Below are 12,300 nucleotides of genomic sequence, written 5' to 3'. Positions count from 1 at the left end.
GGCCCGCGGCGGCGAGGGCGTCCGCGTCCTCGTCGGCGGCCCCGGACGCCGCCCCGCGGAGGCGGAGGGCGCCGGGCGCGTCGGGCGCGCCAAAGCCGGCCACGGCTTTGAACACCGGACCGGCGCCCTTGTAGAAGACGGCCGCTCCGCAGTCCGCGGCGTGCGCGGCGGCGCGCACGAGTTGGCGGACCCGGGGGTCCGGGGCGTCGGGCGCGACGACCCTCGCGCCGCCCTCGGTACGCTCCGCCGCGTCATCGGCGAACGCCATGCCTGCTGATGCCATAGGTCGCGGCCACCCCAACCAACCGGCCCGACCGCCGCCGCGGCCGCTGGCGCCCCGCCACGGCCCGGCGGCGCCGAGCGCCCAAATTTCGATCTTCTTTGATAACTATTACAATTTAGCGATGAAATGGGAAGCGCTTCTTCGCGCCCCGCCCCAAGCCGCGGCGGAGCCTTGGCAGCCCCCGGCGGCGGGGCCATCTGCGCCGCCGCATGATCCTCTCCGCCGTCGCGCTCCTCGCCGCCGCCCTGCTGCTCGGCGGCATGGCCTTCTTCGCCGCCGTCCTCGCGCCGCTGGTCTTCACCGCGCTGCCGGCCGGCGCCGCCGGGCGCTTCGTGCGCCGCCTCTTCCCGGCCTACTACCTTTGGGTCATCGCTTCCGCCGCGACGGGCGCGCTGGCCCTGCTGCCGCTCCGCCTGCCGGACGCGCTGGGCCTGGGCCTGGTCGCCGCCAGCACCGTTTGGTTGCGCCAAGGCTTGATGCCGCGCATCAACGCCATGTCCGACGCCGCCCAGAACGGCGATGCGGGGGCGAAAGCGGGCTTCGCGCGGGCGCACCGCCTTTCCGTGCTCGTCAACGTGGCGCAGATGCTAGTGGCGCTGGTGGTGGTGCTGCGCTTCGCTTGAGGCCGGCCGGCCTGGGGGGGGCGGACGCCAGCGGGCCCGCGCGCGGTCAGGTGACGGCGGCGAACGCCTCCACGGTTTTCGTGGGCCCGCACACGATGAGCAGGTCGCCCTGCTGGACCGCGGTTTCGGGCCTGGCGTAGGCGAAGTCGGTCTTCGGCCGCTTCACCCCGACGATGGTGACGCCGTACTTGGAGCGGAGGGCGCAATCGGCCAGCGTCCTGCCCTCCGCCTCGCGCGGGGCGCGCGTCTTGACGATGGCGAAGCCGTCGTCGAACTCGATGAAGTCCATCATCTTGCCGGTCACCAGGTGGGCGACGCGCTGGCCCATTGCGACCTCCGGGAAGACCACGTGATGGGCGCCGGTGCGCTCCAGGATGCGCCCGTGCTTTTCGCTGAGCGCCTTCGCCCAGATGTCGTTCACGCCTAGTTCGCTGAGCGCCAGCACGGTGAGCACGCTCGCTTCGATGTCGGAGCCGATGCCCACCACGGCCCGGTCGAAATCCCGCACGCCGAGGCGCCGCAGCGTGTCGCTGCTCGTCGTGTCCGCCTGGACGACGTGGGTGAGCCGGTCAGCCCAGGACTGCACCACCTCGGCGTCCTCGTCGATGCCGAGCACGTCGTGCCCGAGGCGGACGAGCGTCTCGGCGACGGCGCCGCCGAACCGGCCGAGGCCGATCACGGCGACGTTGTTGCTGATGAGGGACGGGGCTTTAGCCAACGATGGGGCGCTCCTCCGGATAGCGGTACGGCCTCCGCCTGGATCGCAGCGCTAGGCCGGTCGCGACGGTGATTGTCCCGACCCGGCCGAGGAACATCAAGGCCACGACGATGCCTTGGCCGGCCGGCCCCAGCTCGGCGGTGACGCCGGTGGAGAGCCCCACGGTGGCGAAGGCGGAAACGGTCTCGAACAGCGCGTCGTCCAGCGGCAGGTCGGTGACTGTCAGCAGGGCGAGGGTGGCCAAGCCGACGAAGGCGATGGCCAGCAGGGCGATCGTCAGCGCCTCCCGCTGGACCTCCTTGGGGATGCTCCGCCCGAAGGCGCTGACGTCCGGCTCGCCGCGGATCTCCGCCCAGACCACCAGCCCGAGCACGAGGAAGGTCGTCACCTTCACGCCCCCGGCGGTGCTGGCGCTGCCGCCGCCGACCATCATCAGGACGTAGGTGACGGCGAGGCTGCCCGGTTCCATCCGCCCCGTGTCCACGGCGTTGAACCCCGTGGACCGCGTCATGGCGGAGTGGAAGGCGGCGCCGAGCAGCTTGTCCGCCGGGCCGAGCGGCCCGAGGGTCGCCGGGTTGCCCCACTCGTAGGCCAGCACCGCGGCCGCCCCGCCGAACAAGAGCAGCCCCGTGCCGAACAGGGTCATCTTGCTGTGCAGCGACCACCGGACCGGCCGGAGCGGGTTCCGGCGCACGTCGTGGAGGACCGGGAAGCCGATCCCGCCTAGGACCGCCGCCGCCATGATCGGGACGAGGACGAGCGGGTCGCGCGCGAAGCCCATCAGGCTGTCGGAGTAGGTGGAGAAGCCGGCGTTGCTGAAACCGGAGGCCGCGAGGAACAGCCCGTTCCAGGCCGCTTCGGCCCAGGGCTCCCCGTAGGCGAAGCGCAGGCGGAGCGTCAGGGCCGCGGCCGTCGCCAACTCGACGGCGACCGTGACCAGCACCACCAGCTTCAGCACTTCAGCCACGTCGCCCAACGCCAGGGAGCGGGTTTCCGCGTGCGCCACCAAGCGGGTGCTGAGCCGCAGGCGCCGGGCGACCAGGAGGCCGAGCAGCGTGGCCCCGCTCATGATGCCTATGGCGCCCACCTGGAACAGTGCCAGGATGACCCCCAGGCCGAAGCCCGACCAATAGTTGGGCGTGTCCACGACGATCAGCCCGGTGACGCACACCGCCGAGGTCGCGGTGAAGAGCGCGGTCAGGAAGGGGGCCGCGCCATCGCCGGCGCGGGCGGCCGGCAGCATCAACAGGCAGGTGCCCAGCGCCATGGCGAGGAGGAAGGTCAGCGGCACCAACCGGGCCGGATGCTGAAGCGTGCGTGGCAACGCGGCCCCTTTCACCTCCCCGAGGGCGGATAGAGGGCGGATCTATTTCGCCATCCCGACAGGCACCCGAGCGCCACGGGCCGCGCTCCCCTCCGGCTCCCGGCGCGGCGTCCGCGGCGCGGCGATGGCCCGGCGGGGCCGCTGGCGCGGGCCTCCACCGTCCACCGGCAGGCCCGCCCGCCTCACCTCGGCGGCGCCGAAGCCGCCGCCAGGAAGTTCGTCGCCGAATCCTCGGCCACCCGGAACCACTGGCCCTGCTCCACGCGGAACTTGTCCCAGTGCTCGTGGATGCGCTTGAAGCGCGCGTTCTGCTCGCCGAGTTCGGCGTAGAGTTCCTGGGCGGCCTTGTAGAGCGCCGCCATCACCTCGCGCGGGTAGGGGCGGAGTTGCGTGCCCGCCGCGATGAGCCGCCGCAGCGCCGGCGGGTTCAGCACGTCGTACTTCGCCGCGGTGGCGTGCCAAGCTTCCACGCCGGCGCATTCCAGCATGCCCTTGTAGGTCGCCGGCAGCGCGTCCCAGGCGCGCGCGTTCACCAGGAAATCCGTGGAGGGCGCGACCTCCTGGAAGCCTGGGTAGTAGTAGAACCGCGCGATCCGGGCGAAGCCGAGCTTCTCGTCGTCGTAGGGGCCGATGTACTCGGCGCCGTCGATGACGCCGCGCTCCAACGCGGGGTAGATGTCGCTCGGCGCGATCTGCTGCGGCACGGCGCCGAGCTTCTGCATCACCGCCCCGCCCAGGCCGGCGATGCGGAACTTGAGCCCCTTCATGTCGTCGGGCGTGCGGATCTCCCGCTTCAGCCAGCCGCCCATCTGCGCGCCGGTGCAGGCGGCGGGGATGCAATGGACGCCCTGGTCGCGGAACACGTCGCGCAGTTGCTCGCGCCCGCCGCCGTAGTGCAGCCATGCGAACATGGTCCGGCTGGGCATGCCCATGGGCAGGGTGGTGGAAAGGGCGAGGCTTGGGTCCTTGCCGAAGTAGAAGAGCGAGGAGGTGAAGCCGCACTCCACCGAGCCTTGCGAAACGGCGTCCAGGATCTGCAAGCCGGGGACGATCTCGCCGGGGCCGGACACCTGGATCTGGAAGGCGCCGTCCGACATCTCCGCCACGCGGCGCGACACGATTTCGGCGGCGCCGTAGAGCGTGTCCAGCGTCTTGGGGAAGCTGTTGGGGCAGCGCCAGCGGATGCGCGGCGCCCCTTGCGCGTTGGCGAGGTTGGGCCTCGCCAACAGGGCGCCGCCACCGGCGGCGGCGGCCGCCCCGCCCACGACGAGATTGCGACGATCCATGCCTGTTCCTCCGCGCGCTCGGACGGCGCTTGCGCCGACAGCCTTGCGGGCAAACCGGCCGCCGGGCAACAGCGGGAGGCGCCCCGTCCCGGCGCGGGAGGCGTCACGGCGGCGGGGTCGAGACCAGCCGCGCCGTGGCGCAGAGCACGAGAACGGCGACCGCCGCTTCGGCCGCGATGGAACGGGACAAGCGGCGGCCCGCCCCGGGCGCGCCCGCGGCGAGCGCCGGCGTGGAGCGGAAGCGGTGCCACGCGGCCAAGCCGAGCAGCGCCGACACCGGCGCGAGCTTCGCGGCCAGGGCCGCGCCGTAGCGGGAGCAGAGGAGGCCCTCCGGCCCTCCCCCGACCAGCGCGGCGAGCAGCAGCCCCGCCGCGATCAGCGCCGGCACGGCGAAAGCGGCCGAGCGCGCCCAGTCCCGCACCAGCCGCGCCGCCGCGGCCCCCTCGCGCAGCGCGGCCCAGGCGAGCGGCGGCAGGCTGCCGATCCAGAAGGCGACCGCCAGGAGGTGGAGCAGCACCAAGCCCGCCCCCAAGGGCCACGGCTCGACTTCGGTGGCGTGGCCGGCCAGGGCGTAGCTCGCGCAAGCCAGGACGCCGCCCGCCGCGGCGACGGCCGGATGCGCCCGGGCCGCCGCGGCGAGCGCGAGGAGCAGCAGGCCGGCGGCGCAGACGGCGTGGGACGCGCCTGCCCGCGACAGGAGCACCACGCCCCAGACCTCCGCATCCGCCAGCGTTTCCCCGGCCGTCAGCGCCCAGACCTGCGCCGCGAGGTGGCCGGCGCCGGCGAGGAGGCCGAACAGGGCGGCGCCCACCGTCCATCGGCGCAGCCGGGCGGAGTCGCCGGCCGCTTCCGGCCGCGCGCCGAACAGCAGCGCGAAGAAGGCCAGCCCGGCCCCTCCCAGGCTGCCGGCGTAGTGGGCGGCCCGCAGCAGGACGGCGATCGCCGACGCGGCGCCGCCACCCGGGTCGCCCGCCAGCAGGGCGGCCGGCGTCAACGGGCGCCGCCGCCGTTCCCCACGCGGAAGCGCACGGCCCCGCCGCCCACGTGACCGTCGGCGGACAGGCCGCGGTACTCGATGCGGTAGGCGCCGGGCGGCAGGGGGCCGGGCAGGCTGGCGCGCGTTTCGGCGGCCGCGCCCGTGCGCGGGCCTTCGCGGCGCAGCGGCCGCTCTTGCCCGGCCTCGTCGAGCAGGCGGAGCGAGGTGACGCGCATCGGCTCGGTGAACAGGAGCGCGATACGGTCCGGCGAGGCGGGCAGCGCCGCGCCTTCGGCCGGTTCGGACGCGCGCAGGTCCGCGTGGGCGAGCGCGGAACGGACGGTGGCGCCGCACGCCGCGAGGGCGATGGCGGCGGCGGCGGTCGCGCGCCGCCTCCCGCACGAGTCGAGTCCGATCATGGTTCCTCGGTTCTCCGACGGCCGCCCCGGCCGCAGGGGCCGAGGCGATCGCCGTGGCTTCAATGGTGGTGTCCGTGGTGGCCGCCGTGCTGGTGACCGCCACGCCCGGCGGCGGTCCCGCCGTCTGTCCGCTGCGCCGCCGCCGGCCGGGGACGCTGCGCCGGGCGGGGTTGCGGCCTCGCCGCGGCGGCCTCCGGGGCGGCGGCCCGGGCGGCTCCGGCGCTGTGGTGTCCGCCGTGCCCGCCATGGGCGGCGTTGCCGCCGTGGTGCGCGCGGTGGTGTTCACCGTGCCGGCCGTGGGCGGCGTAATCGCCGCCGCCGTGGCGGTGGGCGTGCCCGCCGTCCGCCGCCGCGCGCGCGGGCGCTGCCGGGGGGGCGGCGGCCGTCGCCGCGTGGCCGCCGTGCTTCATGCCTTCCATGCCGTGGACCATGGACGGGTCCACCCGCACCAGGTTCGCGTCGCCCGGGTAGGCGGCGACCACCCGGCGCATCAGCGCGATCTCCTGCGTCTGGTCGGTGACGATGTCCACGTTCATCAGGCCTAGGTAGCCGTTCCGCGCGTCGGCGTTCGCGTGGTACCCGCGCGCCATCTCCACCGCGCCTTCGTGGTGCATGATCATGGATTTGGCGAAGAGCACGTCGCGCTCGCTCACCGGCCCGGCGGCGTAGGTGGCCTCGGACGGGATCGGCTCCTTGAAGAAGCGCTGCGCCCCGGTCAGGCCTTCCGTCGCCACCGGCTGCAGCCTGATGCCGAAGGGCAGCCGGAGCGGCGGCCGGTCGAGGTTGCGCCCGACCTCGTCGAGCATGCCGATCTCGAAGGTCTGGTTGGCGACGATGGCGCGCGACAGCGCCTGGAGCAGCGGGCTGCTCCGGCCGGGGTCGGCCAGGTACTCGCGGCTCATGGACAGCGCGCCCGCGTGGTGGGGGCGCATCCCGGCCACGTAGTCGCGGTCGGCGCGCTGCGCCGCGTCCGAGACCGGGGCGAACCAGGTGGAGGTGACCGGCGGCTCGCCGGCCGCGTAGTTCTCCTCGATGGACGCCAGCGCCGGGGTGGCGGCGAGCGCCAACCCGGCGGCGGCAGCGGTGGCGGCCAGGAAGCGACGCGGCGGGGCGCGCCGCGCGGCGTTGTTGTTGCGTGTGGTGGTCATCGTCGTTCGTCCTTGTCGATGCCGCCCCGACCCGGTGGCGCGTGCGTGGCCTCGGGCGGGCGGGGCGGGCGTGCGGTGTCGCTCCATGCCGGAACGCGCCGCTGGCGCTCCCGGCGTCAGGCGGTCGAGGCGGCGCGCGGCGGCGGCAGGGCGGGCGGGCCGTCCAAGCCCTGGAGGCGCGGCCCGGTGGCGAAAGCGGCGCCGCGACCGCCCGCGAGCGGCGAGGCCCGTGCCGGCGTCGGCGGCAAGGCCCCGAGCGGCACCGGGCATTGGGACGCGGGGCAGCACGCGGCGGCGGTCGCGGGCGCGTGGTGCCCGTCGCCGTCCCGGTGCCCTCCCCGATGGGACGCGGGCGTCGCGGCGGCAGGGCCGGCCGCGTCGCAGTCGGACGCCACCGCGTGGTGATGGTCGCGGCCGCCGGCGCCGGCCATCGCCGGAGGGGAGGCGACCGGCAAGGCGAGCACGGCGAGGGCGATGACAAGGCGCGCTGCGATCCGCAGGAACCATGGCGCGCGGCCCGGCGGTTCAGCGCGCCCCCGTACCTGACCGGCCCGCCCCTTCTCCACGCCGGACCTCCTGACCCGTTGCGCCGCCACCGCAGGCGCCGGTTCCCTACATACGGCTTCCCATCGTGGGAAGGTCAAGGCCGCCGCCGCCCTTTCCGCTTTTCCCGCGCCGCCTTACACACGGCGCCGCCGAAAGGGAGACACCAGTGATGCAACGCCGCCGCGCCCTCTTGGGCGCCGCAGCGGCCGGCACCGCCGCCGCCGCGCCGCTCGTCCTCGCCGCCCCCGCCGTCGCCCAATCCAGCCCCGAGGTGCGCTGGCGTTTGTCTTCGGCGTTCCCGCGAAACCTGGACGTGCTGTTCGGGACCGGCGAGCGCCTCGCGCAGCGCGTGGCGGCGCTGACGGAGAACCGCTTCCAGATCCGCTTCTTCCCGGCGGGCGAGGTGGTGCCGGGGTTGCAGGTGCTGGACGCGGTGCAGGCGGGCACCATCGAGGCAGGGCACACGCCGGTCTACTACTACATCGGCAAGGACCCGGCCTTCGCCTTTTTCACCGCGCTGCCCTTCGGCCTGAACGCGCGGCAGAACCTCGCCTGGCTGAAGCACGGCGGCGGCGACCAGCTCGCGGCGGAGCTGTTCCGCGACTACAACCTCGTCGGCTTCCCGGCAGGCGACACCGGCGCGCAGATGGGCGGCTGGTTCCGCAACGAGATCAAGACGATCGAGGAGCTGCGCGGCCTCAAGTTCCGCATCGCCGGTCTCGCCGGGCAGGTGTTCCAGCGGCTGGGCGCGGTGCCGACGCAGGTTGCCGCGGCCGACATCTACCCGTCCTTGGAGCGCGGCACGCTGGACGCGGTGGAGTTCGTCGGGCCCCACGACGACGAGAAGCTCGGCTTCGTCCGCGTCGCCCGCAACTACTACGCGCCGGGCTTCTGGGAGGCCGGGGCGCACCTGCACCTGATCATCAACCAGCGCGCCTTCGAGGCGCTGCCGGCGCCCTACAAGGCGGCGCTGGAGGTGGCCTGCGCCGAGGCGGACTCCGACATGCTGGCCCGCTACGACCACCTGAACCCGCAGGCGCTCCGCCGGCTGGTCGCGGCCGGCGCGCAGCTCCGCTTCTGGCCGCGCGAGGTCCTCCAGGCCGCCTGGCGCGAGGCCCACGGGCTCTACGAGGAGATGGGAAGCCGCAACGAGCGCTTCCGCCGCATCTGGACCGCCTACCGCGCCTACCGCGACGAGCAGTACCAGTGGTTCCGCGTCGCCGAGAACTCCTTCGACAACTTCGCCTTCCCGGCGGCGGCGCAGCGGCAGTGAGGCCACACCCGCGCGCCGGGTCGGCCCCGGGCGCGCGGACGGGTGGCCGGGGAGCGGCGGCGCCGGTATAGGACGGCCCCGGACGGGTCGGCCCATCCGGCCCGGTCCGTCGCCCCCGCGCGCCGCCGGCCGGCCGCGCGGCCCGACAGAACCCGGAGCCCTTCCCCGCCATGGACCCCGTCGCGTTGTTTTCCGCCCTGCTGATGGGCGTGGTGGAGGGGCTGACCGAATTCCTGCCCATCTCCTCCACCGGGCACCTGATCCTGATCGGCGACCTGATCGGCTTCCGCGGCCCGCCGGGCAAGGCGTTCGAGATCTCCATCCAGCTCGGCGCCATCCTCGCGGTGGTGTGGATCTACCGGAAGATGCTGTGGAGCCTCGCGCGCGGGATGCGCCGGCCGGGGCGGGCGCGCGACTACGTGTCCAACATCCTGCTGGCCTTCCTGCCCGCGATGGTCATCGGCGCCACCCTGCACGGCACGATCACCGAAAGGCTGTTCAACCCGTTCGTGGTCTCGGTCGCGCTGATCGTGGGCGGCGTGGTCATCATCCTGATCGAATGGCTACGGCCCAAGCCGACCATCGAGTCCGTGCCGGAGATCGGGCCTTTGGCGGCGCTCTTGATCGGCTTCGGGCAGGTGCTGGCGATGGTGCCCGGCACCTCGCGGTCGGGGGCCACCATCATCGCCGCGCTGCTGATCGGAGTGGACCGGCGCACGGCGGCGGAGTTCTCCTTCATCCTGGCCATCCCGACCATGCTGGCCGCGACCGCGTTCAGCCTGTTCAAGTCGTGGGACGAGATCACGCCGGAAGGCTTCGACCTGATCGCGGTGGGTTTCCTGACCGCCTTCCTGGTGGCGCTGGTCACGGTGCGGACGGTGCTGGCGGTGATCAGCCGCACGGGCTTCGCGCCCTTCGGGTGGTACCGGATCGCGTTGGGGTCGTTGATGCTGGCGGTGCTGTACTCGCGGTAAGGCGATTGGCGGCCTTTCTGCCGCATGGCCGGCGGCTGGCGTACGTGACGGAAATGCCGTAACATTGGTTACGAATAGGTGCCGGAGGTGCCGCCCGACATCGTCACCGACGTGGCCGCGCTGCCGGCGCTGGCCACCGGCATCGGCGGCCTCACACGCCGGCTGGTGTTCGACCACCGGATCATCGGCGAGAACCGGCGGCTCGCGCTGCTCCACCTGCTGCCGGGCTCTGCCATCCCCGCGCACGCCCTTTCCGCGCCCGTGGAGTGGTTCGTGCTCGGCGGCGAGGTGCGGGTGGGCGACCTCCGGGCGCTCGGCGGCAGCTTCGTGGTCCTGGAGCCCGGGGCGGAGGCGACGGTGTCGAGCGAGTTCGGCGTCCGCTTCCTCGCCTGGGCGGACGGGCCGGTGTCGTGGCTCGACGGCGGCGTCCGCCGCGCCGACCCGTACGGCTTCTAGCCGGTGGCGTCGGGGTCCGGCAGCGCGCGGGCGCGGCGGACCAGCCGGTCCAGCAGCGCGTCCAGCGCCGTCCGCTCGGCTTCGGTGAGTTCGGCCAGCAGCGCCGCTTCCCGGGCGCGGCCTTGGGGTTCGATGGCGTCCACCAGCGCGCGCCCGGCATCGCTCGCCACCAGGGTCATGCGCCGGGCGTCGCGCGGGTCCGGGCGGCGCACCAGCCGGCCGGCGGCTTCCAACGCCCGCACGGCGCGGCTGACGGCCATCTTGTCCATGCCGAGTTCCTCGCCAAGTTCGCCGGCTGTGGCGCCGCGCGGGCGGGCGGCGAGGGCGCGCAGCACGCGCCACTCCGCCAGGCGCAGGCCGTACGCGCGCTCGTGCACGCGCGCGAACGGGCGGGCGACGAGGTTCACCAGCAGCACGAACTTGAAAAAGGTGGAACCGGGCTCGGGCGTCACGGCCGCATTTTGCGGCGGGGACACGCGCCGCGCCAGCGCCGTGCCGTGACGCGGGACGGCGGCGGGGCGCGGCCGGAAGCGGCCGGGGGCGCGCCGCACGGGGAGGACGACGGCATGGGCGAGCAGGCGGCAGCGGCGGCGACTGGGCGCCGCGGGGTGGACCGCGCGGCGCTGCGGGTGGTGTTCCTTTCGTCGCTCGGCGGCGCGCTGGAGTTCTACGACTTCGTGGTGTTCGGCGTGTTCGGCGCCTACATCGGCGCGGCGTTCTTCCCTGCCGGCGATCCGCTGGTGTCGCAATTGCAGACCTTGGCGGTGTTCGCGGTGGGCTACCTGGCGCGGCCGATCGGCGGGTTGCTGTTCGGGCGGCAGGGGGACCGGGTGGGCCGGCGCCACTCCTTCTTGCTCTCGCTGCTGGCGATGTCGGGCGCGACGCTCCTGATGGGGCTGATGCCGACCTACGAGCAGGCCGGCGTCGCGGCCACCGCGGCCTTCGTGCTGCTGCGCGTGGCGCAGGGCCTTTGCCTCGGCGGCGAGTTGCCGGGGGCCTTGACCTACGCGGTCGAATCGGTGCCGCGGCACCGGGCGACGCTGGCCTGCGGGCTGGTGTTCGGCTGCGTGTCCTCCGGCGTGCTGCTGGCCACCGGCGTCAGCCAGGCGCTGCACGCGACGCTGGACGGCGGGCAGATGGCGGCCTGGGGCTGGCGCGTGGCCTTCGTCCTCGGCGGCGTGCTCGGCTTGGCGAGCTGGTGGCTGCGGCGCTCGCTGGCCGAGAGCCCGGACTTCCTGCGGATGCGCGAGCGGGTCGAGGGTCTGCGGGCCTCCGGCAACGACCCCGGCGACCCGCTGGCCGACCTGTTCCGCAACCACCGCGCCCGCATCCTGACGGGCATCGGCGCCACCGGCGTCGTGGCGGCCTTCAACGGCCTCTTGTTCGCCCACACCGGCGCCTACCTCGCTCGCTCGCTCGGCTACCCGCCGCCGCAGGTCGCCACCGCGATCAACGTGGCGGTGGCCGTCACCTCCGTTTCGCTGGTGGTGGCCACCTGGGTCGCGGACATCGTGCCGCGGCGGCTCGTGTTCCGGGTCGGCTGCGTGGTGCTGGCGGCGGGCGCGATGCCGGCCTACGCGGCCATGGTGGACCGCTCGCTGCCGCTGCCGTGGCTGTTCGCGCTGATCGGCCTGTCGGCCTGCTTCACGCACGGCACCTTCGCCGCGATCCTGGCCGACCTGTTCCCGACGCGGGTGCGCTTCAGCGGCGTGGCGTTCTCGATGAACCTCGGCGCCGTCATCTTCAGCGCGCTCGGGCCGCTGGCGGCGACGTGGCTGGTGCGGGCCACGGGGCGGGCGGACGCGCCGGGGCTGCTGGTCCTCGGCGCCGCGGTGCTGGCCTTCGCCTGCACCTTCCCGCTGCGGCGCTTGGAGGGCCAACTCGGCGCGCCGGAAGCGGGGCCGGCCGTTGGCGACGCTCCGCCGCCCCGGTTGGCGCCCGCCGACGCGCGATGAAGAGCGGGGGCGGTGCCCCGCCCTACCCCGCGACGCTGCCCGGGTCGCAGTTGCCGCCGCACACCAGGACGCCGACGCGCGCCCCGGCCGGCGCTTTCCACGCCCCGCAGAGCAGCGCGGCGAGCGCCGTCGCGCCGCCCGGCTCCGCCACCACGCGCGCCGCGTCCCACAGCGCGCGTTGCGCGGCGCGGATCGCGGCGTCCGGCACCAGCACCGACGCCGCCACGCGCTCCCGCGCCACGGCGAAGGCCAAGGCGCCGATCTGGCGGGCGCCGAGCGAGTCCGCGGCCGCGCCGCCGACCGGCGCCGGCACCGGGCG

The 12,300-nt window shown here is 74.5% G+C and carries 15 protein-coding genes; 5 read left to right on the top strand and 10 right to left on the bottom strand.

Annotation, left to right across the window (positions count from 1 at the left end):
* The coding region (locus tag ABD067_RS20930; protein ID WP_343897336.1) for a hypothetical protein at nt 1-268 on the bottom strand (268 nt) is incomplete at its 3' end.
* Between the two features lie 224 nt (nt 269-492).
* Here ABD067_RS20930 and ABD067_RS20925 point away from each other — a divergent pair.
* Nucleotides 493-906, top strand: coding sequence for a DUF4149 domain-containing protein (locus ABD067_RS20925; protein ID WP_343897335.1), 414 nt, complete (start codon nt 493-495; stop codon nt 904-906).
* Between the two features lie 46 nt (nt 907-952).
* Here ABD067_RS20925 and ABD067_RS20920 read toward each other — a convergent pair whose 3' ends face one another.
* From ABD067_RS20920 to ABD067_RS20890, 7 genes are all read right to left on the bottom strand, one after another.
* The gene (locus ABD067_RS20920) at nt 953-1,624 is read right to left on the bottom strand and encodes a potassium channel family protein (protein ID WP_343897334.1); all 672 of its coding nucleotides are present in this window, start codon (nt 1,622-1,624) and stop codon (nt 953-955) included.
* A complete protein-coding gene (locus ABD067_RS20915; protein WP_343897333.1) occupies nt 1,617-2,948 on the bottom strand; it encodes a TrkH family potassium uptake protein in 1,332 nt (443 codons plus the stop codon). Before ABD067_RS20915 ends, ABD067_RS20920 begins: the two co-directional genes overlap by 8 nt.
* 182 nt (nt 2,949-3,130) lie before the next feature.
* Nucleotides 3,131-4,234 (bottom strand): TRAP transporter substrate-binding protein, encoded by a 1,104-nt coding sequence (locus ABD067_RS20910; protein ID WP_343897332.1) that lies wholly within the window; start codon nt 4,232-4,234, stop codon nt 3,131-3,133.
* A 103-nt stretch (nt 4,235-4,337) separates the two neighbouring features.
* The gene (locus ABD067_RS20905; protein WP_343897331.1) at nt 4,338-5,228 is read right to left on the bottom strand and encodes a CopD family protein; all 891 of its coding nucleotides are present in this window, start codon (nt 5,226-5,228) and stop codon (nt 4,338-4,340) included.
* Entirely contained in the window at nt 5,225-5,629 is a 405-nt protein-coding gene (locus ABD067_RS20900) for a copper resistance CopC family protein (RefSeq protein WP_343897330.1), read from the bottom strand. The genes ABD067_RS20905 and ABD067_RS20900 overlap by 4 nt, the downstream gene beginning before the upstream one ends.
* A 59-nt stretch (nt 5,630-5,688) precedes the next feature.
* Nucleotides 5,689-6,777 carry a DUF305 domain-containing protein gene (locus ABD067_RS20895; RefSeq protein ID WP_343897329.1) on the bottom strand — a complete coding sequence of 363 codons (1,089 nt, stop codon included), beginning with the start codon at nt 6,775-6,777 and terminating at the stop codon, nt 5,689-5,691.
* A 116-nt stretch (nt 6,778-6,893) separates the two neighbouring features.
* Nucleotides 6,894-7,343: a hypothetical protein gene (locus ABD067_RS20890; RefSeq protein WP_343897328.1), complete on the bottom strand. Its 450-nt coding sequence runs from the start codon at nt 7,341-7,343 to the stop codon at nt 6,894-6,896.
* Nucleotides 7,344-7,492: 149 nt separating this feature from the next.
* On the opposite strand from ABD067_RS20890, the gene ABD067_RS20885 reads away from it, so the two are divergent.
* The 3 genes from ABD067_RS20885 to ABD067_RS20875 all read left to right on the top strand — a co-directional run bounded on the left by ABD067_RS20885 (nt 7,493) and on the right by ABD067_RS20875 (nt 10,026).
* Entirely contained in the window at nt 7,493-8,596 is a 1,104-nt protein-coding gene (locus ABD067_RS20885) for a TRAP transporter substrate-binding protein (protein WP_343897327.1), read from the top strand.
* Between the two features lie 170 nt (nt 8,597-8,766).
* On the top strand, nt 8,767-9,570 hold the full coding sequence (locus ABD067_RS20880) for an undecaprenyl-diphosphate phosphatase (RefSeq protein ID WP_343897326.1): 804 nt from the start codon (nt 8,767-8,769) through the stop codon (nt 9,568-9,570).
* A gap of 78 nt (nt 9,571-9,648) precedes the next feature.
* Nucleotides 9,649-10,026 carry a cupin domain-containing protein gene (locus ABD067_RS20875; protein WP_343897325.1) on the top strand — a complete coding sequence of 126 codons (378 nt, stop codon included), beginning with the start codon at nt 9,649-9,651 and terminating at the stop codon, nt 10,024-10,026.
* On the opposite strand, the gene ABD067_RS20870 is transcribed toward ABD067_RS20875, so the two are convergent.
* Entirely contained in the window at nt 10,023-10,478 is a 456-nt protein-coding gene (locus ABD067_RS20870) for a MarR family winged helix-turn-helix transcriptional regulator (RefSeq protein ID WP_343897324.1), read from the bottom strand. The two genes, ABD067_RS20875 and ABD067_RS20870, sit on opposite strands and share 4 nt — an antisense overlap.
* 45 nt (nt 10,479-10,523) lie before the next feature.
* On the opposite strand from ABD067_RS20870, the gene ABD067_RS20865 reads away from it, so the two are divergent.
* Nucleotides 10,524-11,981: an MFS transporter gene (locus ABD067_RS20865; RefSeq protein WP_343897323.1), complete on the top strand. Its 1,458-nt coding sequence runs from the start codon at nt 10,524-10,526 to the stop codon at nt 11,979-11,981.
* A gap of 22 nt (nt 11,982-12,003) precedes the next feature.
* Here the strand turns inward: ABD067_RS20865 and ABD067_RS20860 are convergent.
* Nucleotides 12,004-12,300 (bottom strand): pyridoxal-phosphate dependent enzyme (locus tag ABD067_RS20860; protein WP_343897322.1); only part of this gene is annotated, 297 nt, incomplete at its 5' end.

It is taken from the genome of Craurococcus roseus (assembly GCF_039523795.1).
GTDB classification, from domain to species: domain Bacteria; phylum Pseudomonadota; class Alphaproteobacteria; order Acetobacterales; family Acetobacteraceae; genus Craurococcus; species Craurococcus roseus.
This window is presented reverse-complemented; position numbering and strand designations above follow the sequence as displayed.

Bases quoted from the DNA above. Each gene is read 5' to 3' on its own strand.
- ABD067_RS20925 (WP_343897335.1), top strand. From the start codon at position 493: ATGATCCTCTCCGCCGTCGCGCTCCTCGCCGCCGCCCTGCTGCTCGGC.
- ABD067_RS20910 (WP_343897332.1), bottom strand. From the start codon at position 4,234: ATGGATCGTCGCAATCTCGTCGTGGGCGGGGCGGCCGCCGCCGCCGGT.
- ABD067_RS20900 (WP_343897330.1), bottom strand. From the start codon at position 5,629: ATGATCGGACTCGACTCGTGCGGGAGGCGGCGCGCGACCGCCGCCGCC.
- ABD067_RS20895 (WP_343897329.1), bottom strand. From the start codon at position 6,777: ATGACCACCACACGCAACAACAACGCCGCGCGGCGCGCCCCGCCGCGT.
- ABD067_RS20885 (WP_343897327.1), top strand. From the start codon at position 7,493: ATGCAACGCCGCCGCGCCCTCTTGGGCGCCGCAGCGGCCGGCACCGCC.
- ABD067_RS20880 (WP_343897326.1), top strand. From the start codon at position 8,767: ATGGACCCCGTCGCGTTGTTTTCCGCCCTGCTGATGGGCGTGGTGGAG.